Origin of the sequence: Halomonas sp. AOP7-E1-9, from assembly GCF_052376035.1 — a bacterium.
Classification (GTDB): domain Bacteria; phylum Pseudomonadota; class Gammaproteobacteria; order Pseudomonadales; family Halomonadaceae; genus Vreelandella; species Vreelandella citrativorans.
This window is the reverse complement of record NZ_JBQSVC010000041.1, coordinates 1-21,466: the sequence shown is the minus strand read 5'-3', so window position 1 is coordinate 21,466 and position 21,466 is coordinate 1. Positions and strand designations below refer to the sequence as shown.

The 21,466-nt window shown below is 56.5% G+C and carries 20 protein-coding genes; 17 read left to right on the top strand and 3 right to left on the bottom strand.

Translation table 11 applies throughout. The features are described 5' to 3' along the window. Nucleotides 1-407: 407 nt before the first annotated feature. Nucleotides 408-1,607, bottom strand: a complete 1,200-nt coding sequence (gene tyrS, locus ACT3R4_RS16495) for a tyrosine--tRNA ligase (protein WP_441679869.1) — start codon at nucleotides 1,605-1,607, stop codon at nucleotides 408-410. Nucleotides 1,608-1,722: 115 nt separating this feature from the next. Here tyrS and ACT3R4_RS16490 point away from each other — a divergent pair, with 115 nt between their 5' ends. From ACT3R4_RS16490 to metW, 6 genes are all read left to right on the top strand, one after another. Beyond that, a complete protein-coding gene (locus ACT3R4_RS16490; RefSeq protein ID WP_441679867.1) occupies nucleotides 1,723-2,865 on the top strand; it encodes an anhydro-N-acetylmuramic acid kinase in 1,143 nt (380 codons plus the stop codon). Nucleotides 2,866-2,994: 129 nt separating this feature from the next. Further along, nucleotides 2,995-3,705, top strand: a complete 711-nt coding sequence (locus tag ACT3R4_RS16485) for a YggS family pyridoxal phosphate-dependent enzyme (RefSeq protein ID WP_441679865.1) — start codon at nucleotides 2,995-2,997, stop codon at nucleotides 3,703-3,705. Nucleotides 3,706-3,719: 14 nt separating this feature from the next. Then, the gene (gene proC, locus ACT3R4_RS16480) at nucleotides 3,720-4,544 is read left to right on the top strand and encodes a pyrroline-5-carboxylate reductase (protein WP_441679863.1); all 825 of its coding nucleotides are present in this window, start codon (nucleotides 3,720-3,722) and stop codon (nucleotides 4,542-4,544) included. A 28-nt stretch (nucleotides 4,545-4,572) separates the two neighbouring features. After that, nucleotides 4,573-5,166, top strand: a complete 594-nt coding sequence (locus ACT3R4_RS16475) for a YggT family protein (RefSeq protein WP_172117574.1) — start codon at nucleotides 4,573-4,575, stop codon at nucleotides 5,164-5,166. Nucleotides 5,167-5,231: 65 nt separating this feature from the next. After that, nucleotides 5,232-6,413, top strand: coding sequence for a homoserine O-succinyltransferase MetX (gene metX / locus ACT3R4_RS16470; protein ID WP_441679861.1), 1,182 nt, complete (start codon nucleotides 5,232-5,234; stop codon nucleotides 6,411-6,413). Further along, nucleotides 6,413-7,006, top strand: a complete 594-nt coding sequence (metW, locus tag ACT3R4_RS16465; protein ID WP_172117576.1) for a methionine biosynthesis protein MetW — start codon at nucleotides 6,413-6,415, stop codon at nucleotides 7,004-7,006. Before metX ends, metW begins: the two co-directional genes overlap by 1 nt. Here metW and sfsA read toward each other — a convergent pair. Together sfsA and ACT3R4_RS16455 are read right to left on the bottom strand one after the other, a co-directional pair. Continuing rightward, nucleotides 6,947-7,780, bottom strand: a complete 834-nt coding sequence (sfsA, locus tag ACT3R4_RS16460) for a DNA/RNA nuclease SfsA (protein WP_441679859.1) — start codon at nucleotides 7,778-7,780, stop codon at nucleotides 6,947-6,949. The genes metW and sfsA overlap by 60 nt on opposite strands. Further along, nucleotides 7,777-8,937, bottom strand: a complete 1,161-nt coding sequence (locus ACT3R4_RS16455; RefSeq protein WP_441679857.1) for an aminotransferase class I/II-fold pyridoxal phosphate-dependent enzyme — start codon at nucleotides 8,935-8,937, stop codon at nucleotides 7,777-7,779. Before ACT3R4_RS16455 ends, sfsA begins: the two co-directional genes overlap by 4 nt. A 185-nt stretch (nucleotides 8,938-9,122) precedes the next feature. Between ACT3R4_RS16455 and dksA the strand changes: the two genes are divergently transcribed. The 11 genes from dksA (at nucleotide 9,123) to ACT3R4_RS16400 (ending at nucleotide 21,410) form a co-directional block, all read left to right on the top strand. Beyond that, nucleotides 9,123-9,560, top strand: a complete 438-nt coding sequence (gene dksA / locus ACT3R4_RS16450; RefSeq protein WP_087108663.1) for an RNA polymerase-binding protein DksA — start codon at nucleotides 9,123-9,125, stop codon at nucleotides 9,558-9,560. 82 nt (nucleotides 9,561-9,642) lie between these two features. Continuing rightward, the gene (gluQRS, locus tag ACT3R4_RS16445) at nucleotides 9,643-10,533 is read left to right on the top strand and encodes a tRNA glutamyl-Q(34) synthetase GluQRS (RefSeq protein ID WP_441679855.1); all 891 of its coding nucleotides are present in this window, start codon (nucleotides 9,643-9,645) and stop codon (nucleotides 10,531-10,533) included. A 10-nt stretch (nucleotides 10,534-10,543) separates the two neighbouring features. Continuing rightward, the gene (locus ACT3R4_RS16440) at nucleotides 10,544-10,720 is read left to right on the top strand and encodes a hypothetical protein (RefSeq protein ID WP_172117580.1); all 177 of its coding nucleotides are present in this window, start codon (nucleotides 10,544-10,546) and stop codon (nucleotides 10,718-10,720) included. Further along, on the top strand, nucleotides 10,710-13,652 hold the full coding sequence (locus ACT3R4_RS16435) for an ATP-binding protein (RefSeq protein WP_441679853.1): 2,943 nt from the start codon (nucleotides 10,710-10,712) through the stop codon (nucleotides 13,650-13,652). The genes ACT3R4_RS16440 and ACT3R4_RS16435 overlap by 11 nt, the downstream gene beginning before the upstream one ends. Continuing rightward, nucleotides 13,630-15,012 (top strand): sigma-54-dependent transcriptional regulator, encoded by a 1,383-nt coding sequence (locus ACT3R4_RS16430; RefSeq protein WP_441679851.1) that lies wholly within the window; start codon nucleotides 13,630-13,632, stop codon nucleotides 15,010-15,012. Before ACT3R4_RS16435 ends, ACT3R4_RS16430 begins: the two co-directional genes overlap by 23 nt. A gap of 780 nt (nucleotides 15,013-15,792) precedes the next feature. Next, nucleotides 15,793-17,178 (top strand): polynucleotide adenylyltransferase PcnB, encoded by a 1,386-nt coding sequence (pcnB, locus tag ACT3R4_RS16425; protein WP_172117583.1) that lies wholly within the window; start codon nucleotides 15,793-15,795, stop codon nucleotides 17,176-17,178. Between the two features lie 7 nt (nucleotides 17,179-17,185). Then, the gene (gene folK / locus ACT3R4_RS16420; protein ID WP_441679849.1) at nucleotides 17,186-17,686 is read left to right on the top strand and encodes a 2-amino-4-hydroxy-6-hydroxymethyldihydropteridine diphosphokinase; all 501 of its coding nucleotides are present in this window, start codon (nucleotides 17,186-17,188) and stop codon (nucleotides 17,684-17,686) included. Between the two features lie 185 nt (nucleotides 17,687-17,871). Next, nucleotides 17,872-18,663, top strand: coding sequence for a 3-methyl-2-oxobutanoate hydroxymethyltransferase (gene panB, locus ACT3R4_RS16415; protein WP_172117585.1), 792 nt, complete (start codon nucleotides 17,872-17,874; stop codon nucleotides 18,661-18,663). A gap of 37 nt (nucleotides 18,664-18,700) precedes the next feature. Next, nucleotides 18,701-19,549 carry a pantoate--beta-alanine ligase gene (panC, locus tag ACT3R4_RS16410; RefSeq protein ID WP_441679847.1) on the top strand — a complete coding sequence of 283 codons (849 nt, stop codon included), beginning with the start codon at nucleotides 18,701-18,703 and terminating at the stop codon, nucleotides 19,547-19,549. A gap of 49 nt (nucleotides 19,550-19,598) precedes the next feature. Further along, nucleotides 19,599-19,979: an aspartate 1-decarboxylase gene (gene panD, locus ACT3R4_RS16405; RefSeq protein ID WP_087108680.1), complete on the top strand. Its 381-nt coding sequence runs from the start codon at nucleotides 19,599-19,601 to the stop codon at nucleotides 19,977-19,979. Between the two features lie 252 nt (nucleotides 19,980-20,231). Then, on the top strand, nucleotides 20,232-21,410 hold the full coding sequence (locus tag ACT3R4_RS16400; protein ID WP_172117587.1) for an acetyl-CoA C-acetyltransferase: 1,179 nt from the start codon (nucleotides 20,232-20,234) through the stop codon (nucleotides 21,408-21,410). Nucleotides 21,411-21,466 lie beyond the last annotated feature (56 nt).

The window sequence follows — 21,466 nt, the reverse complement described above, 5'->3', positions numbered from 1 at the left end:
CGAATCAATCCTGGCTCAAGGTTCAAACGAATTTGAAGAATTCGAAAATTCTTCTTGTGCGCTTGCCTTGATATTTGGTGACTTATCACCCTCATCGGCAAACGCCCACATGAATTACCTGATCAAATTGTTAAAGAGCTGTTTCGCTTGAGACTACCAACATTCGACTCGATGACCGGAGCCGCTTGCCTCAGCGAGGAAGGCGTATTCTACGCATTTCCTGATGTTTGTCAACCGCTGTTTTCAGCGGGTGAAGCAAGCGATTAAAACTTCGCTAACTTCCTGACAAACCGAAGGTTTTCACCTTCTTCACCGCTGGTAACGCTTGGCGTCCCCGGCAGCGGATGCGTACTTTACGGATTCGCTGCCGGTTTGGCAAGGCCTTTTTAAAGATAGTTTCAAAAAGTTCAAACAAGCGTCACACGACCGTAACGTTTCTTGCCTGCCTGTATAACGTAGGCCTTACCCGTTGCCAGCATGGTGTCCTGCGCAACCACGTCGCCATCGACTTTAATACTCCCGTTCTTAAGCATGTCTTTCGCTTGGGCACTGTTTTTGGTCAGGCCTGAACGGTTGAGTACGGCAGCAATGGGGGCTTGATCAGCGCCTTCAAAATCCACTTCTATTTCTGGCAGATCGTCAGGCAGTTCGCCATCGGCCAGTTGGTTACCTGCGGACTTGTGCGCATTAGCGGCGGCTTCTTCACCGTGGTAGCGAGCAATCAACTCACGCGCCAGCTCCATTTTCACGTCACGTGGGTTCGCACCCTGCTCAACACTCCGCTTAAGCGCATCAAGCTCTTCGTTGGATTTCAGCGACAGTAGCTCAAAGTAGCGCCACATTAAGCTATCTGGCATAGAGACCAGCTTGTTGAACATGGAACCCGGTGCTTCATCAACGCCCACGTAGTTACCGAGCGACTTCGACATCTTCTGCACGCCGTCAAGACCTTCCAGCAACGGCATGGTGATAACAACTTGAGGCTCCTGGCCGAAGTGCTTTTGAATTTCACGCCCCATCAGCAGGTTAAACTTCTGGTCGGTGCCGCCTAACTCGATATCCGCTTCCAGCGCCACAGAGTCATAGCCCTGAACCAGCGGATACAGAAACTCATGAATGGCGATAGGCTGATTGGCTTTATAGCGTTTTTCAAAATCATCCCGCTCAAGCATACGCGCAACGGTGCTTTGTGCGGCCAGCTCAATCATCTTGGCGGCGGTCAGCTCGCCAAACCACTCCGCATTAAAGCGCACCTCGGTCTTTTCAGGATCAAGGATCTTGAAAACCTGCTTTTTATAGGTTTCCGCGTTGGCTTTCACACCGGCTTCGGTCAGTGGCTTGCGGGTGATGTTCTTACCCGTCGGGTCACCAATACGTCCAGTGAAGTCACCGATCAGAAAAATAACGGTATGCCCCAGGTCCTGGAATTGACGCATTTTGGTCAGAAGTACGCTGTGACCCAAATGCAGGTCAGGGGCTGTGGGGTCAAAACCAGCTTTGATACGCAGCTTGCGCCCGGAGGCCAGCTTCTTTTTAAGCTCGTCCTCTACGAGGATTTCATGCGTACCCCGCGCCAACAGCGCTAACGTCTGATCCACCTCACTCATTGCCTCTCTCCACTCTAAACGTTGCCCCGTTGGGCATACAGATGAACAATAGCCGACGATGTTACCATGCCTGCCCGGCCTGGTTGAGCCTTCGCACCGCCTTGGATACTGCTTTATGAAAACGCCCCCCACTGCTCCCACGCTTTATTATATGGGTTTAATGTCAGGCACCAGCCTTGACGGCATTGATGCAGCGCTTGTTGCGATCACTCACAGCGCCCCACCTCGGTTAGTGGCAACCCATGCCGAGCCCATGCCGGAGGCATTGCACAGCGCACTATTAACGCTATGTAACGCAGAGCAGGTAAATTTCGCCCAGTTGGCCTTGGCCGAAAATGCCTTTTGCCATCTTCAGGCGCAGGCTATTAATACCCTTTTGACCCAGCAAGGTCTTTCACCCAGCCAGATCAGTGCAATCGGCAGCCATGGCCAAACTATCGAGCATGCGCCTGACGGACATAGCGGTGGCCCCGCCTACACGCTGCAGTTGGATAACCCAAGCCTATTGGCGGAATTGACAGGCTGTACGGTCGTCGCCGACTTTCGTCGCCGCGACTTGGCGGCAGGCGGCCAGGCGGCCCCACTTGCGCCCGCCTTTCATCAGGCGCTATTCGGCAGGCAAACGGTAGAACAACTCATCCTCAACTTGGGCGGGATTGCCAACGTTACCTGGCTGCCGCGGAATGCTGAACAGCCGGTATTAGGGTTTGATACCGGCCCGGCTAATGTATTACTGGACGCTTGGTTTGCAAAACATTATCCTGGCCGGTTTGATCAAAACGGCAGCTGGGCCAAAAGCGGCCAGGTAGATAGCGCTCTCTTGGCGCGCTGCCTCAACGAACCCTACTTTCGCCAACCGCCGCCGCGCAGCACCGGGCGCGAACTGTTTCACTTAACGTGGCTCAAGCAGCATCTTACCGGCACGGAGTCACCCGAAGATGTGCAGGCCACACTTGCCGAGCTAACAGCGATCAGCGTGGCCGAAGGCATTAAGCACTTATTGCCCGACAACCAACCCGCAACCCTAATCACCTGCGGCGGAGGCGCCCACAACGCCTACTTAATGGCACGCCTTGCCCATTACCTACCTAACGCCACGTTTACCTCGCCGTCGGCTTACGGCTGGCCAGAAGACTGGATTGAAGCAGGTGCCTTTGCCTGGCTTGCCCATCAGCGTTTGCACCATTTACCTGGAAATTTACCCTCGGTCACGGGTGCCAGCGGCCTGCGTGTATTAGGGGGCATTTACTCACGCTAAGCGTCAGGCGATGGAAGCTGCTGATATTTATTAGCGAAAAGAGGCCGTTCATACGCATTCTACTTTGCCGAGGATGCTCGCAGTTCGGTAATATCCCTCTCACTTCCAACTGCGGTAAGGTGCTTGAGTATGATGGACATCGCGCTTCCTGAGTCGCTCGCCCAAGCGCGAGAACGTCTGCATCAGGCGCTTTTAGAGGCCAAGCGTCCTTTAAATGACGCAACGCTGCTTGCGGTGAGTAAAACCAAGCCAGCCCCTCTGATTCGCCAGGCTTATGCACTTGGTCAGCGGGCGTTCGGCGAAAACTACCTGCAAGAAGCATTAGACAAGCAGACCGAGCTTGCTGACCTGAACGATATTGTGTGGCATTTCATTGGCCCGCTACAGTCGAATAAAACCCGCGCGGTGGCAGAGCACTTTGACTGGATGCATAGCGTTGACCGTTTAAAAATTGCCAACCGGCTCAGCGAGCAGCGCCCAGGTCATTTAGCGCCGTTAAATATATGTTTACAGGTTAATATTAGCCGTGAGGCGTCTAAATCGGGGGTGATGCCTGAAGACGTTAGGGCACTGGCCCATGAGGTAGCCCAACTACCCCGTTTACGGCTGCGCGGTTTAATGGCAATTCCCGCGCCAGCGGACACGCTAGAGGCGCAGCGTAAGCCGTTAGCCGAACTAAGGCACCTGCTGACAGAACTACAGACAACGCTGCCTCAGGCCCCGTTAGATACGCTTTCAATGGGCATGAGTGATGACCTTGAAGCCGCCGTGATGGAAGGTGCCACACTGGTACGTTTAGGCACCGCTATTTTCGGTGCGCGCGGCGCAGTCAATTCATAACAAAGGACACGCACATGACAAATAAGATCACTTTCATCGGCGCAGGCAATATGGCGACCGCTATTATCAGCGGCCTTATCGACAGCGGTGTTGCGCCCACGGACCTTACTGCCACCGCGCCCAGCAGCAGCGAGCTTGCGCCGGTAAAAGAGCGCCTGGGCATTAATATCCACACCGACAACAACGTTGCCGTCAGTCACGCTGACGTGGTGGTGCTGGCCGTTAAGCCGCAAATCATGCGGGTGGTATGTGAAAAGCTGCGGGAGACTATTCAGCAACAGCGCCCGCTGGTGATCTCCATTGCAGCAGGCCTGGACGCCGCGACCATCGACCAGTGGCTGGGAGGCAATAACGCCCTGGTCCGCTGCATGCCCAATACACCTTCGCTGGTGGGATACGGCGCCAGCGGCCTGTTCGCCAATTCAGCCGTGAGCGATGCCCAGCGCGATATCGCCACTCAGCTAATGGAAGCTGTCGGCATTGTTGAGTGGGTGGAAGAAGAGCCGCTTTTGGACGCGGTAACGGCGGTTTCCGGTAGCGCCCCGGCCTATTTCTTTTTAATGCTTGAAGCCATGGAAGAGGCTGCCGTAACGCTTGGCTTACCGGCTGAAACGGCGCGCCGCTTGGCCATCCAAACGGCGCTGGGCGCCGCTACCATGGCGCAGAAGAGTGACAAAGACCCTGCCACGCTCAAGCAGAACGTGATGTCGCCAGGCGGCACCACTGAGCGCGCGATTCATCATCTGGAAGAGGCGCAGTTGCGCACTACCATTGCCGATGCCATGGAAGCCTGTGCCAAGCGCGCCCAGGAAATGGCCCGTGAATTAAGCAGCCACTGAATCATCTAACGTAACGGAGACACCAGCAATGGGCAGTCAATTGGGTAGCGCCGGGTTAACGCTAGTTAACTCGCTGATCAATATCTATTTATTTTTACTGATGCTGCGATTCTTATTGCAGGCATCGCGGGCGGACTACTATAACCCGCTAAGTCAGTCGGTGGTTAAGATCACCCAGCCTGTCGTGAGGCCTTTTCAGAGCTTTTTGGGCCCTGTGGCGGGCCGTTTCGACCTTGCCACGCTCGCCGCAGGCTTTGTGCTAAAAGTAGTGAGCATGGTGGCTATCTTCATGGTGATCGGCATTGGCATCCCGCCCATTGCCGGGCTACTGATTGCCGGGGTGGCGGCGATTGCCAATGCGATCTTAAAGATCTACTTTTTCGCTCTGATTGTGATGATCATTTTGAGCTGGGTGGCTCCGAATGCCAGCCACCCGGGCGCACTGCTGGTCATGCAGGTGGTTGAGCCCATCATGGCGCCGGTACGCCGGGTGATTCCACCGCTGGGAATGATCGACCTGTCCCCCATTGTGGTCTTTATTGCCATTAATCTTCTTGATGGCCTGGTGGTTGGCTCTCTGATCCGTGCTGCCGGCATTTCAGGGGCCCTGGTAGGGCTTTAAGGTTTTAGCCCCGCTTTCCCCCGGCTTTATTCAGAAGAACCCTTTTTGCAGGACTAACGCTTTCGATGCCCGACTCAGACACGCTTGCCCTTGCTGACCGACCAACGGACGCCGTTGGTCTTGTCACGCCTCATATTGCGCAATTCGACACGCCACTTGCCCTCGCCTGTGGAAAAGTACTTCCGGAATATGAGCTGATCTATGAGACCTACGGCACGTTAAACGCCGAACGCAGCAATGCGGTGTTGATTTGCCACGCGCTTTCCGGCCACCACCACGCGGCGGGCTATCACAGTCTGGATGACCGAAAGCCCGGCTGGTGGGATGCGCACATTGGGCCAGGTAAATCGATCGACACCAATCGCTTCTTTGTCGTTTCCCTGAATAACCTGGGCGGCTGTCACGGCAGCACCGGCCCGGTTAGCCACAACCCTGAAACCGGTCGCCAGTGGGGGCCAGATTTCCCCATGGTCACGGTCAGCGACTGGGTCGCAAGCCAGGCACGCCTGGCCGACCATCTGGGGATTGAGCGCTGGGCGGCCGCCGTGGGCGGAAGCCTCGGTGGCATGCAGGTACTGCAGTGGACAATAACCTACCCTGAGCGAGTAGCAAATGCCGTGGTAATTGCCGCAACGCCCCGGCTTTCAGCGCAGAACATTGCGTTTAACGAAGTAGCCCGTCAGGCCATTCGCTCAGACACCGAGTTCTTCGGCGGCTGGTACGCCGAGCATGACACCGTACCCAAGCGCGGGTTGAAACTGGCACGCATGGTGGGACATATCACCTACTTGTCAGAAGACGCCATGGGCAGCAAGTTCGGGCGCGACCTTAGAAGCGACGACCTTAACTTCGGCTTCGATGTTGAGTTCCAGGTCGAGTCCTACCTGCGCTACCAGGGCGATGCATTCTCCACCGCCTTTGATGCCAATACCTATCTTCTGATGACCAAGGCGCTGGACTATTTCGACCCGGCCGCCACCTGCGGCGGAGACCTGGCCAAAGCGCTTGCCCCTGCACAGTGCCCTTTCTTGATTGTCAGTTTCACTACCGATTGGCGCTTCCCGCCCGCCCGTTCCCGTGAGCTGGTCGATGCCCTTATCCGAGCGGGCAAGTCGGTTAGCTACGCCAATATTGCGTCGCCCCATGGGCACGATGCGTTCCTGCTACCAGAGCCGCGTTATGAAGCGCTGTTCAGCGCCTTTATGAACCGTACTGCTCGTGAGCTAGGCCTGGAGGAGACCCGTTGATGCGCGCCGACCTTGAACTGATTTACGACTGGGTGCCTAAAGGCGCTCACGTACTGGATCTCGCCTGCGGCGATGGCGAACTTCTGGAGAGCCTGGCCCGCGACAAGAGCGTTACTGGCTACGGTCTGGAGATCGACCCGGACGGCATTACCAGCTGCGTGGCACGCGGTGTCAGCGTGATAGAGCACAACCTGGACGACGGATTGGCCAGCTTTTGCGATCACAGCTACGACCTGGTCATCATGACCCAAGCACTCCAGGCACTGCGCCGCCCCGACAAAATGCTTGATGAAATGCTGCGCGTCGCTGACGAAGGCATTATCACCTTCCCCAACTTTGCCTACTGGCGTCACCGCGTCTACCTGGGTCTACGCGGCTACATGCCGGTCTCCAAGTCGCTGCCTCACGCCTGGTACGACACGCCCAACATTCACTTGTCGACCTTTAACGACTTCGAGCAGCTGTGCCGTGAAAAGGGCCTGGTCATCGTGGATCGTGCCGTGGGTGTGGGCGAGCGCCGCGGGCACTGGACCTCAAAGTGGTGGCCCAACCTCTTCGGCGAGATCGCCATCTTTCGCGTACGTCGCCGTTAAGCGAACCGGCAGCGTGCGCGCAAGCGTTACGCTGACCGGAACACCCTCCTTCCACTGAGTGCTCGTACCATACGCGAGCACTTCAACACCGCTGGCAACCGCTGCCTCAAGCCCTGCCGCATAGGCGGCGTCGATATGCGCAGCGGCTGCGACATCATTAATACCTTCGTGGGCAATGCAAAACAGCAGCACGGCCCGCTCCCCCTGCAAGGCCAATGCACTTAACGCCTGTAGGTGTTTAAGCCCGCGCACGCTTACCGAGTCGGGGAAATAACCGTATCCATCCTGCTCTTTGAGGGTTACCTGTTTGACCTCAATGTACGCGCGCCCTTTCACCGGGTCCTCAAGCAGAAAATCAAGCCGCGACTCCCCGACCTTTACCTCACGACGCTGGCAGGCATAACCGGCGAGCGCCTCCAGTTGGTTAGCACTGAGCGCCGCCTCGACAATCCGGTTGGTTCGCCCCGTATGAACCGATACCAACGACACGCTGCCATCGGGCTGGGGCAGCTCAATGAGCTCCCATGTCCATAAAAGCTTGCGCTTGGGATTATCACTGGGTGACAGCCACACTCGGCAGCCGGGCACATTGACGGATTTCATCGACCCAGTATTGGGGCAGTGCGCTACCACTTCTCGGCCATCGTCCAGGCGCACATCAGCAAAAAAACGCTTGTAGCGGCGCAGCAGCGTACCGGGCGCCAGTGACGGATAACGCAATGGATAATGCAACGGAGAATGCAACGGAGAATGCAGCGAAGAGGCCAGTGTCATAGCCGCCCCACGAAGCGGGTGATCCGCGCCACCGCTTCCTCAAGCCGAGCAACGTCATTGGTAAACGCAATCCGCACATGGTGCTCGCCACCGCGCACGGCAAAATCAATACCGGGGGTAATGGCTACATTTTCCTCTTCCAGCAGCCGTTCACAAAATACCTGGCTATCGCGGCTATAGCGCGAGATATCCAGCCAGAGATAAAACGCGCCTTGAGGCGGTAAATCGGGCGCCAAGCCGAGCGTCGCCAGCCCATCAAGTAATACCTGACGGCGCTCGGCGAGAATTTCACGACGTTGCTCCAGAATCGCCCGGCACTCGGGAGTGAAAGCGGCAAGCGCTGCATGCTGAGAAGGGGTAGAAGCCGCCAGAAAGACGTTCTGAGCAAGCCGGGTCAAGGGCTCAAGCGCGCGCTGCGGCGCGACCAGCCAGCCCAGGCGCCAGCCGGTCATCCCGAAATATTTTGAGAAGCTGTTAACCACAAACGCTTCACTGGAAAGTGATGTCGCAGACAGTGGAACATCGTCGTAGTTGAGCCCTTGATATATCTCATCAACGATCACTTCGCCCGAGCGCATGGCCACGGCGTCCAGCACTTGAGAAAGCTGCTCAGCACTCAAGGTGTGCCCAGTAGGGTTGGAGGGCGAGGCCAGCATGGCCAACCGAGTTTCAGCACGCCAGTGCCGCTCGACCAAACCAGCATCCAACTGCCAGCCACTCTCACGCCCCACGGAAACCGCGTCAATTTCAGCGCCTGCCAACGCCATGAAATGGCGGTTGCACGGATAATTGGGGTCCGTCATCAGTACCCGATCACCGCCCTCTACAAGCAGTTGGCTTGCTAGCAGCAGCGCGCCGGATGCACCCGGTGTAACCAGAATTCGGGCAGGATCCACGTCAGCATTAAAGTGTTCAGCATAGTGGTCAGCGATAGCTTCACGCAGCGCAGGCAGCCCGGCGGCGGGAGTATAACGCGTCTGGCCACGTGCCAAGGCCTGTTGGCCTGCCGCAATGATCGGCTCAGGTGTAGCAAAATCAGGCTCACCGACCTCCAAATGAATCACATCATGCCCGGCTGCCTCCCGCGCCTGGGCCATTTCCAGCAAGTGCATCACACGAAAGGGCGCCACGTGGCTGACTCGCGAATTCCAGGCCATAACGGCTCCTCCACCTAATAGAATAAAAGCATGACATGGGTCGTACAAACGGTAGGACCATAGTCGCAAACGCACCATTATGCTTGCAAAGCGGGAGTTTTTCAGCTAAACAAGCATCCCTTTGGCGTGAGATCGTGGCATACGCTCATGATCAATCAGCAGTCATATACGTAAGGGGCAATCCCATGCCAGTAGCGGAAAAAAAACCGGAAGCGGCCAAGTCCTTCACTCCGTATGAGTCAGCACCGGGTGAAGAGTACATGAACGATAAGCAGTTGGCGCATTTTCGTCAGCTGCTGTTGGACTGGAAGCAAGACCTCATGGAAGAGGTGGACCGCACCGTGCGCCACCTTCAGGAAGACGCCAACAACTACGCCGACCCCGCCGACCGGGCAACACAGGAAGAGGGCTTTAGCCTTGAACTGCGCACTCGCGACCGCGAGCGCAAGCTGCTCAAGAAAATCAATGAAACCATCGAAAATATTGACGACGACGATTATGGCTTCTGCGAAGCATGCGGCGTTGAAATCGGTATTCGCCGCTTGGAAGCCCGTCCTACCGCCACCCTTTGCGTTGATTGCAAAACCCTGGCGGAACTTAAAGAAAAACAGCTTGGCGGCTAAGCCGGTTATTTAACCCCTTGGTACGCTAACGCTGAAAGCGGGCACCTTTGGGTGCCCGCTTTTGTTTTGGGTAAAGGTTTTTATGATGTCTTCTACCAGCTACCGGGGGCGCTTTGCCCCCACTCCTTCAGGGCCTTTGCATTTTGGTTCGCTTGTTGCAGCGCTCGGCAGCTATCTGGATGCCCGTGCCGCTGGCGGGCGCTGGCTGGTGCGTATTGAAGATATCGACCCACCGCGCTGCCCCCAAGGGGCAGACGCCACCATTTTGCGCCAGTTGGAACGCTTTGGCTTACAGTGGGATGAAACGCTGTGCTGGCAGCACAACCGCCATGACGCTTATCAACAAGCGCTGGATCAACTCATTGATCAGCGCTTGGCGTATCCTTGTAGCTGCTCACGCAAACAGTGGCAATCGCATGCTATTTATCCAGGCTGGTGCCGTGACGGGTTAAGGGAGCCGGGTAAGCCGGTTGCCTGGCGGTTACGCAGTGACCTGGCTAAGCGCCCGATTGTCTGGCAGGACCGTCTGTTTGGCGCGCAGCAGTTTGACCCAGTAGCGCTGGGTGACGTAGTGCTTAAGCGCAAGGATGACCTTTGGGCTTATCAATTGGCGGTTGTCGTTGACGATGCCGAGCAGGGTATTACCGACGTGGTTCGTGGGCTCGATTTACTCGACAACACCCCTTGGCAGCGTCAGCTTCAAAGTGCTTTGAAGCTTCCAGAACCGCGCTATTTACATTTGCCACTGGTCGTCACCCCAGACGGCCAAAAGCTTTCAAAACAGAACCTGGCCCCGGCGCTTGCCGAGGATGAGGACGGCATGCGGCGCCAGCTTTTTCAGGCGCTTCAAGCGCTTGACCAAGCACCACCGGCCGCTCTGGCCACAGAACCTCCCGCCAGCCAGCTACACTGGGCAGTGGCAAACTGGGCGATTCAGCGCCTTTCCCCCACCGAACACCGCCGCTCGCCGTAAGGAGTTCTCCATGTATGTCTATCGCATCATGCTGTTTTTGGTGTTTGGCGGTTATTTGCTCTCTCCGTTATTAATGGACGGCTGGAGCAATCCGAGCACGGCCTGGTACCGCCCGTTCGCTATCTGGGGCGTGTTGATTGCGCTCACGCTATGGCTTGAGCAAAAAAGGAAGTTAGATGAGCGTTGAGTTAACCGGCGTTTTACTGCTCGGCCTGGGCTTCCTGGGGCTGATGTTTAGCTGTGGCGTCGCCGTTGAGCGCGGCTGGTTGCCTACATACGTTACCCGCCACCCCATCGTTTACACCCTCGCACTCGGCGTTTATGCCAGCGCCTGGGCAATTTATGGCAGCGTTGAACTTGCGGCCCAGGCAGGGTTTGGCTACTTGGCTTACTACCTGGGCGCGGCCGGTACCTTTCTACTTGCTCCGGTCCTGCTGGTGCCTATCCAGAGGATTACCCGCACGTATCAGCTCACCTCACTCGCGGATCTGTTTGCGTTTCGGTTTCGTTCGCGCTGGGCAGGCTCGCTGGTCACGTTAATCAGTCTTTTGGCCGTGCTGCCATTGTTAGGCATTCAAGTTCAAACCTTGAGCAGCGCTATTCAATGGCTCACCGGCAGTGCCTATAGTTCTGCGGTCGCACTGCTATTTTGTGGGCTGATTGCGGTACTCGCCGTGATGTTCGGAGCCCGGCATAGCCATACGCGCCAGGATCCGTTAATCAGCATGTTGGCGCTTGAGTCTCTGATCAAACTACTCGCCATGCTGTGCCTGGGAGCGGTGGCCTTATGGCTTGTGTTTGATGGACCCAATGATTTACAACGCTGGCTTGAGGGGCCAGGCCTACAAGCCCAGCAGGCAACCTATCAGTTGGATGACGCTCAATGGCGCACGCTGTTACTGCTGTTTTTTGCAGCCGCGTTCATGATGCCCCATCTATTTCATATTACCTTTGCCGAAAACCTGTCACGCCACACCCTGCTTCAGGCCAGCTGGACATTACCGCTTTACCTGTTATTGATGGCCTTGCCGATACCACTTATCTGGTGGGCCGCTCAATCGGTCAATAACGAGCTTCCGATCACGGCCTACGCGGTGTATATGATCAGCGAACACTGGTGGGTCAAAGCACTGGCATTTCTGGCCGGGCTCGCTGCGGTCACCGGTACGATGATCATGATCGCCCTGGCGCTATCCGGCATGGTGCTCAACCATATTGTACTGGTGGCCAGGCCGCCCGAAGCGCGTAGCGATCTTTATGGCTGGCTACTCTGGCTACGCCGAGCCTTGGTGGTCGGCGTGATTGTTAGCGGCTGGCTATTTTATGAGGGGGTTGGGCGCCATCACGACCTCGTGAGCCTGGGCATGGCCTCTTTTGTGGGTATGGCGCAGTGCTTGCCCGGCATGCTGGCACTGCTTTACTGGCCAGGTGCAAATCGCAAAGGCATGGTTGTTGGCCTTATCGCAGGTGTCATCCTATGGCTTTGGGGGCTTTGGCTACCGCTTATCTTCACGTTCCCGACCCCCGCACTGCCCTTTACTCACCTGATGAGCGACAGTGCGCCGCCCTGGTACACGGTAACGCTGGTATCACTGGCGACCAACATTGTTCTCTTGATGGTTATTTCGCTGTTTACACGTATTTCAGAGGGCGAAAAATCAGCCGCCGAGGCGTGCTCCGTCGATGCCGTTATCCGCTCCAAGCGGCTACCGCTGGAGGCAGCCACCGCTGCTGACTTTTCTACTCATCTGGCGCAAGCGATCGGCGATGAAGCCGCCCAGCGAGAAGTATCCAGAGCATTAAAAGCGCTCAAGTTCACGCCACAAGAACGCCGCCCTTACGCACTGCGCCGCCTGCGTGACCGTATTCAGGCCAACCTGTCAGGCTTAATGGGGCCTTCGGTCGCACGTGATATTGTCGACCGCTACCTGCCCTACCGCCATGACGACGCCCCGGTAACAGACGATATCCACTTTGTGGAGAGCCGCCTGGAAGCCTACCGTTCACGCCTGACCGGGCTTGCCCGAGAGCTTGACGGACTGCGCCGCCATCACCGCCAAACGCTGGCTTATCTTCCTGTTGGCCTGTGCGTATTTGGCGATGACAAAGAGCTTTTGATGTGGAACGAGGCACTTTCCCAGCTTTCTGGCATCAGCGGCGAAAGCGTGATTGGCGCGCGCTGCGATAATTTACCTGCGCCGTGGCCTGAGCTATTGGGCAACGTCTTGCTGGCCTCCCACACACCGCTTTATAAGCAGGCGGTGTCGCTGCACGGCAAGGATTACTTTCTTACCCTGCATATAGCCGAGCTTAGCGGCCACGACAGCCGAGGCGGCAGCGTGGTGTTGGTCGAAGACCACACCGAGATGAAGTGGCTGGAAGATGAGTTGGTCCATGCTGCCCGCCTGGCTTCTATTGGCCAGTTGGCAGCCGGCGTTGCCCACGAGATTGGCAACCCGATTACCGGGATTTCGTCACTGGCGCAAAATTTACGCTACGATACCAACGACCCTGCTCTGCTGGAGACTGCGGATCAGATCCAGCAGCTAACCCGGCGCGTAACGACCATTGTGAACTCGCTGGTCGGCTTTGCGCATGGCGGGCGCCAGGCGGGCCCGCCGCCTGCGTCTCCTGTGGCGCTTAACACGCTAAGCGAAGACGCATTAAACTTGATCCACCTGGCGCGCTCGGGTGAGGATGTAACGTTGACCAATGCATGCCCTGATGGTCTTGTGGTACGCGGGGATGCTCAGCGTTTAACCCAGGTGATGGTCAACCTGCTTAGCAACGCCAGGGACGCTTGCATGCCCGGCGGCCAAGTGGTGATTACCGCAGGGCAGCAGGCAGGCAGTGCCTGGTGGCGGGTAACGGATAACGGCCAGGGAATTGATCCTCGCGTGCGTGACCACTTGTTTGAGCCATTCACCACGACCAAACCTGCAGGCGAAGGCACAGGACTTGGGCTGTCGCTTGCGTATCAAATTATCAACGAGCACCAAGGCAGAATAGACGTGGCCTCGCCGCCGCCCAATGAGCCTCGCGGCACGGCCATTACGCTTTGGCTGCCGCTTTACCAACAGGATGGCCAGCGACCCTATGCCCAGGATTCTGATTGTTGAAGATGAAGCGATTATTCGCAGTGCGCTAAAGCGCCTGCTTGAGCGTCATGACTACACCGTCAGCGAAGCAGGCAGCGTTGAAGAGGCCAACCAACTAACGCTTCCTGAGTTCGACCTCATCATCAGTGACCTGCGTCTGCCGGGCGAGCCTGGCACCACGTTGATTGGCGCTGCTGCTCCCGCACCGGTGCTGATCATGACCAGCTATGCCAGCATGCGCTCAGCAGTAGATGCCTTAAAACAAGGTGCCGTCGATTATATCGCCAAGCCGTTTGACCATACTGAAATGCTGGAGACCGTTGAGCGTATATTGCATCAGCAGTCGATGCAGCATGGTGAGCCCCCTGCGATTACCGATGATGGTGGCAGCCAGCAGATGATGATTGGCGAGTGCGCGGCCATGCAGCAGGTCTATACGCGTATCCGCAAAACCGCCCCGGCCGATGTGACCGTGCTGATTTTAGGAGAATCAGGTACCGGTAAAGAGCTGGTTGCGCGGGCTATTCACCAACAAAGCAAGCGCGCCAGCGCCCCGCTAATCAGCGTTAACTGTGCCGCTATTCCCGAAACGCTGATTGAGTCTGAACTGTTCGGCCATGAGAAAGGCGCGTTTACCGGCGCCAGCGCATCACGCACCGGCCTAGTGGAGGCCGCCGACCAGGGCACGCTGTTTCTTGATGAGATTGGTGAACTGCCCCTTGATGCTCAGGCACGCCTGCTGCGTGTGTTACAGGAGGGAGAAATCCGCAAGATTGGTTCTGTGGAAACCCGCCACGTTAATGTCCGCCTGATTGCCGCGACCCACCGCGACCTGCGTGCCTTATCCAAAAGTGGTGAATTTCGCCTGGACCTTTACTACCGCTTAAACGTGATGCAGATCGAGCTCCCCCCGCTGCGCGAACGCGAAGACGACGTGCTCCAGATTGCCGATATCTTGCTGGATAAAGCGTGCACGCGTCACGAACGCCCCGGCCTACGGCTTTCAAGGGCCGCCCGCCAGGACCTGCGTGATTACCCGTGGCCAGGTAACGTTCGTGAGCTTGAAAACGCCCTGGAGCGAGGCGTGATTTTAGCCGAAGGCCATCTGATTCACCCGGATGATCTCGGACTGGCACCTGCACCGCCTCGTGCCCATTCACAGGCGAGTTTAGCGGCCTCCTCCAGCGACGAGAGCACGCCAGCGGAGGATGAGGATGATCTCTCTTTGGAAGACTATTTCCAGCACTTTGTGCTTGAGCATCAAGACCTGATGAGCGAAACCGAGCTGGCTCAAAAACTGGGCATTAGTCGTAAAAACCTGTGGGAACGACGCCAACGGCTTGGCATCCCGCGTAAAAAAACTGCTCGGCGTCCCAACTGACGCCGCTGACTGGCCGGCCCGCCAGGGCCTCACACCAAGTACTTACGACCATCGTCTACTATACTGATTTAAATAAAAAATAACCGATTTACGTTACCCAATCATTGTTACCTACCCACACAATGCCCGTAAAAAATCGGACCAAAAACGGTAACACTTATCTGTCACCGAAGTTCCTCAAAATAAAAAATAATCATAAGCACATGAAATAAATAAACATTTAAACAAGTGGCACGACGAGTGCAGTATTACTGGGTAAGAAAAATAAACTGGGCCAAGCGGTGGGTCACTAACAAAAACAACATGACACCACCCTAACCTGAGCCATAACAAAAACAACAAGGCCAGGGGAGATAACAGCACTAATAATAACAACAGGTAGCAAGTGCCCAAAATGGACGCGACGTACACCAAATGATCTGCGCCCCAACAAGAATAATAGCAGTGAGTGTGTACACCCCCGGAACCAACAATAATACGTCGGGGAAGAAAAGTTCGCGGTTGGATTATTGTTTTGAATACGAGGCGGTCGGATACTGCCTATCGACTGCGGTGCGTATTCAGGGCGATGTGCCATCATGAAGAAAAACAGCAGCATGGACGCTGATTAAATGCTTTATAGGGGAGGCTCTTTTAGCCTCCCCTTTCCGCGTTTAAAGGGGAAGGCGTTCGTAAACCTGCCCGAGGTGCTTTGCAAGCGTAAAGGGGTCGGCTACACTCATCGGCTTACCGCTTACTTCACGGTCACTTTTTCGATACCCTGCGAGTCGATATCGCCGCATGTTCAAAGGATTTACCCGTTTCTTACATAGCCCGGGAGAGCAATTGAAAACCCTGCTCGATCCCCAAGAGAGTGGAACCGCTCTCAGCCCACGCATTATCCCTCGGTCCGAGCACCCTGTTTCTCGCCAACATATCAGCGACGCTGCGCTAAAAGTGCTTTACCGCCTTAGCGGTGCAGGCTTCGACGCCTACCTGGTGGGCGGATGTATTCGCGATGCGCTGCTTGGCAAAATGCCCAAGGACTTTGACGTTGCCACCAACGCCACGCCGGAGCAGGTGCGTGACCTGTTTCGCAATTCGCGTTTGATTGGCCGACGCTTTCGTATTGTCCATGTCCGCTTTGGGCGCGAGGTCATCGAAGTCACTACGTTCCGAGGCAAGCCACAAGACGAACACGGCGAGAATATCGCTCACCAGTCGGACGCCGGCTTGCTGCTGCGAGACAATGTATGGGGCAGCATTGAGGAAGATGCCTTACGGCGTGACTTCACCGTTAATGCGCTGTATTACAACATTGCCGACTTCAGCCTTCACGACTTTGCCAACGGTGCGCGTGATATTGAATCGCGCACGCTGCGCCTGATTGGCGACCCGGCCACCCGCTACCGGGAAGACCCGGTACGTATGCTGCGCGCCGTTCGCTTCGCGGCCAAGCTCGACTTCACTATTGAGCCTGACACCGAAGCGCCGATGTACGACCTTGCGCCGCTGTTGCTGCAAATTCCGCCTGCACGGCTATTTGATGAAGTGCTCAAGATGTTTATGTCAGGCTATGGGTTGGCAACCTTCCGCCTGCTTAGCCATTACGGCCTGTTTGGCATGCTCTTCCCCGAATCGGAAGAGGCCATGGCCGATGCGGCGTGGGCGGAAAAGCTCATTGAATTCGCCTTGGCCAATACCGATAAGCGCATTGCCGAAGGTCGCCCGGTGACGCCTGCCTTCCTGCTGGCCGCCTTCTTATGGGCCCCGGTTGCCAATCGCCAGGCCGAGCTTGAAAGTGAAGGCATGCCCGCGATACCGGCACTGCAAACGGCATCGCAGGAGGTGGTGTCGCGTCAATTGGAACATACCTCTATCCCTAAACGCTTTGGCATGCCCATGCGCGATATTTGGGAGCTACAGGCACGTCTGCCGTTACGACGCGGCAAGCGTGCGTTCCAAACCCGCGAGCACCCACGTTTTCGTGCCGCTTACGACTTACTACTGCTGCGTGAGCAGGCGGGCGAAATCCCACGCGGCTTGGGCGACTGGTGGACGGCCTTCCAGCAGGGCGATGAGCATGAGCAGCTTCGCTTGCTACAAAAAATTGGGGGCGACCCGGCAAGCCAAGGCGACCGCCGCCGCAAACGGCGCCGTAAACCCACGCGCAAATCGGAAAAGTGAGCAACACATGAGCCCGACTTCGCTTACGTATATCGGCTTGGGTAGTAATCTTGATGATCCTATCAGGCAGGTGCGCCAGGCGATTTCGGCACTTGCCCTGCTGCCCTTGAGCCAGTTGACGGCCACCTCCTCACTTTACGCGAGCCGCCCGGTTGGCCCTCAGGACCAACCGGATTTTGTCAACGCAGTAGTCGCCCTGACAACGCGCCTTTCACCACTGGCGCTGCTTGACCAACTACAGGCGCTGGAACAACAGCACCGGCGCCAGCGGCTACGCCACTGGGGCCCACGCACACTGGATCTGGATTTACTGCTTTTTGACCAGCAGACAATTGCCTACCCGCGTTTAAACGCTCCCCATCCGCGTATGCACGAGCGCGCCTTTGTGCTCGCTCCCCTGGCGGAACTGGATGCAACGCTGACGCTTCGCCAGCAGCCGGTAAGCGAATGGCTAAATCAAATCCCCGAACCAGGCATTCAGCGTTTAGTCGAAGATGGTCCTGCCTAAGCAGTTATCTTGCTACCCTAGCCTCGACACACAACACTGGACCGGGTAACAATCGTTTTCCAGCCCACACACTAACGTTCTGGTTTGTCTTTACAGGGCCCATTTTTTAAGAACATCGCAACAGCGTGATATTAACAACGGCTGGCTGCCCATGCCGCAGCGGCCACGACGAGTGAGAGCATGCCATGAAACCCGTGACTCTAAGCACGCTACAGGCCTACAAGCGCGCTGGCGAAACGTTTAGTTGCTTAACCGCTTACGATGCCTCCTTTGCCCAAGCGGCGAGCCACGCCGGTATCGACGTGCTTTTGGTGGGTGACTCGCTCGGCATGGTGCTCCAGGGGCATACCAGCACGCTCCCCGTGACAGTCGACGATATTTGCTACCACACCCGCTGTGCCGCACGCGGCAAAGGCCATAGTCTGTTGATGGTTGACCTGCCGTTTATGAGTAACGCCTCTACGCAGCGCATGCTGGAAGACGGCGCAGCCCTCATGCGTGCCGGTGCGGAACTGGTCAAGGTAGAAGGCGAAGCCTGGATGGCCGAGGGGATCCGTGAGCTAACACGCCGCGGCGTGCCCGTATGCGCCCACTTGGGCTTAACGCCACAGGCGGTTTATCAGCTAGGTGGCTACAAGGTACAAGGACGAGACACCACCCAGGCAGAGCGTATCCTGCAAGATGCCAAAGTGCTGGTTGAGGCGGGCGCTTCGGTTATATTACTGGAGTGCGTACCGGCAAGCCTGGGCAAGGCCATTACCAACGCACTTGATGTACCGGTCATCGGAATTGGCGCAGGCCCCGATACCGATGGTCAAATTCTGGTCATGCATGATGTGCTCGGCGTCACCCATGGCCGCCCGCCGCGGTTTGTGAAAAACTTCATGGCAGATGCTGGCAATATTCAGGGCGCCTTTCAGGACTTCCACGAGGCGGTCAAAACGCGTGCCTTCCCAGCTCCCGAGCACTGCTTCTAACCTGCCCGTTTGCGACGTAACCTTACGACACATGACTATGCGTACATTGCGAGAGATCAACGACCTGCGCAGCCTCCTGCGCGACTACCGAACGCGCGGCCAGCGAATCGCGCTCGTGCCGACCATGGGCAATCTTCATGCCGGGCATTTAGCGCTGGTTGCCAAGGCGCACGAGCACGCAGATGTTGTCGTTGCCAGCCTGTTTGTAAACCCCATGCAGTTTGGGCCTAACGAAGACCTGGACGGCTACCCGCGCACCTTCGCCGATGACCAGGCAAAGCTTAGGGCAGCCGGATGCGACGTGCTCTTTTCACCCTCGGTAAGCACGCTTTATCCCAATGGGCTAACCTCGCAAACGTGCGTTCACGTGCCTGACGTGGGTGAGGGCCTGTGCGGTGGCTCACGGCCCGGGCACTTTGACGGCGTGTCTACCGTTGTCACGCTGCTGTTTAACCTGGTACAGCCCGACGTTGCCTGCTTTGGTGAGAAGGACTACCAGCAGCTTGCCGTTATTCGCAAGTGTGTGCAGGACCTGCATATGCCGATTGACATTATTGGCGTGCCGATTGTGCGCGACGACGATGGGCTGGCGCTTTCATCGCGTAACGGCTACTTGAGCGATGCCGAACGCGCGATAGCCCCTACGCTTTACCGCACGCTGTGTGAATTGCGCGACGCGTTAGAGCAGGGGGAGCCGCTTGAAACCATGCTGGCGAACGGGTTGATTGAGCTTACCGAGGCAGGCTTTACGCCCGATTATCTTGAGCTTCGTACGCCCGAGTTAACGCCTGTCAGCACCACCACTCGTGACGCGGTATTACTGGCCGCTGCTCGGCTAGGTCCCGCTCGCTTGATTGATAATCTCAGCGTGCAACTGCCCGCTTGATCCATTACGTTTTATCGCCAAGCCGCAGGCTTCGCAACCAGGAGTTGTTATGCAAACAATTATGCTCAAAGCCAAGCTCCATATGGCACGCGTTACCCATGCAGTGCTTAACTACGAAGGGTCTTGCGCCATTGATGGCGACCTGCTGGATATGGCCGGTATTCGTGAAAACGAACAAATCCAGATCTATAACGTTGAAAACGGTGAGCGTTTTACCACCTACGCGATCCGTGGCGAAGAAGGCTCTCGTTTGATCTCGATTAACGGCGCGGCGGCGCATTTAGCCGCCCCCGGTCACCGGATTATTATTTGTAGCTACGCCCACTATTCGGAAGCCGAGCTTGAACAGCACCAGCCAGCTCTGGTCTACCTGCAGGAAGGTAACGAGGTTAGCCATACCAGCAACGCTATCCCGGTGCAGCTGGCGTAGGCTACGCATTCTAGTCATCTACCGAGCGGACCTTCAGGGTCCGTTTTTATTTGCCTTTAAAAAAGCGCATTGCCGCAACGCACAACTTTCCCCTATGCTGAGTAGCAAGCCTGACATAAAAAACAGATAGCGTAGGTTATGCTCAGTACATCAGGCAGTAAGAACAGATAGCAAGAACAGACAGTAAAACAGGTCCGTACAAACAAAATAGCAAAACAGGCGGTCTACCTTACTCACGTTAGGAGTCATCTCATGCAAGAAGTGGTCATTGTTGCGGCTCGCCGCACCGCGGTCGGTTCCTTTGGCGGTTCACTGGCAGGCATTCCTGCAAGCGAGCTTGGCGCGTTAGTGATTAAGGATATCCTTGAATCAACCGGCGTTTCCCCCGACCAGGTGGACGAAGTACTCCTCGGCCAAGTACTGACGGCGGGCGTAGGGCAAAACCCTGCTCGTCAGGCGGCAATTAAAGCGGGCCTGCCGGCTTCCGTACCGGCCATGACAATCAACAAGGTATGTGGCTCAGGCCTAAAAGCCGTGCATCTTGCAACACAAGCGATTCGCTGTGGCGACGCTGAGCTGATTCTGGCTGGTGGGCAGGAAAACATGTCGGCGTCCCCCCATGTATTGCCCCATTCGCGCACTGGTCAGCGCATGGGCGATTGGAAAGCCATTGATACCATGGTGCATGACGGCCTTTGGGATGCCTTCAATGACTACCATATGGGCATCACCGCCGAAAACCTGGCTGAAAAATACGGTATCACCCGCGAGGAAATGGACGCGTTTGCCGCTCAGTCGCAACAGAACGCTGCCAAGGCCATTAAAGAGGGCAAATTTAAAAGCCAGATCGTGCCGGTGCAGATCCCCCAGCGCAAAGGCGATCCCGTTGTGTTTGATACCGACGAGAACCCGCGCGAAATTACCGCTGAAAAGCTGGCGGGCATGCGCCCAGCGTTCAAAAAGGATGGCACCGTTACCGCAGGTAACGCCTCCTCATTGAACGATGGCGCGGCCGTTGTGATGATCTGCTCGGCAGAAAAAGCCAAGGCGTTAGGTCTTGAGCCGCTGGCACGTATTGCCGCTTATGCCAATGCGGGCGTAGACCCTGCCATTATGGGTATTGGCCCCGTGCCTGCTACCCGTCGCTGCCTGGAAAAAGCCGGCTGGAGCCTGGAGGACCTGGACCTTGCGGAAGCCAACGAGGCTTTTGCGGCACAGGCCCTTTCTGTTCAGAAAGAGCTGGGCTGGGATATATCCAAGGTCAACGTCAACGGTGGCGCGATTGCCCTGGGCCACCCGATTGGCGCTTCTGGCTGTCGCGTACTGGTATCGCTCCTTCATGAGATGATTGCCCGGGATGCCAAGAAAGGCCTAGCGACGCTGTGTATCGGCGGCGGCCAAGGGGTGGCACTGGCGATTGAGCGCCCCTGATCTCGGCGATTAACGCTTAAAATGTAAATGCCCCTGTCACTGACAGGGGCATTTTT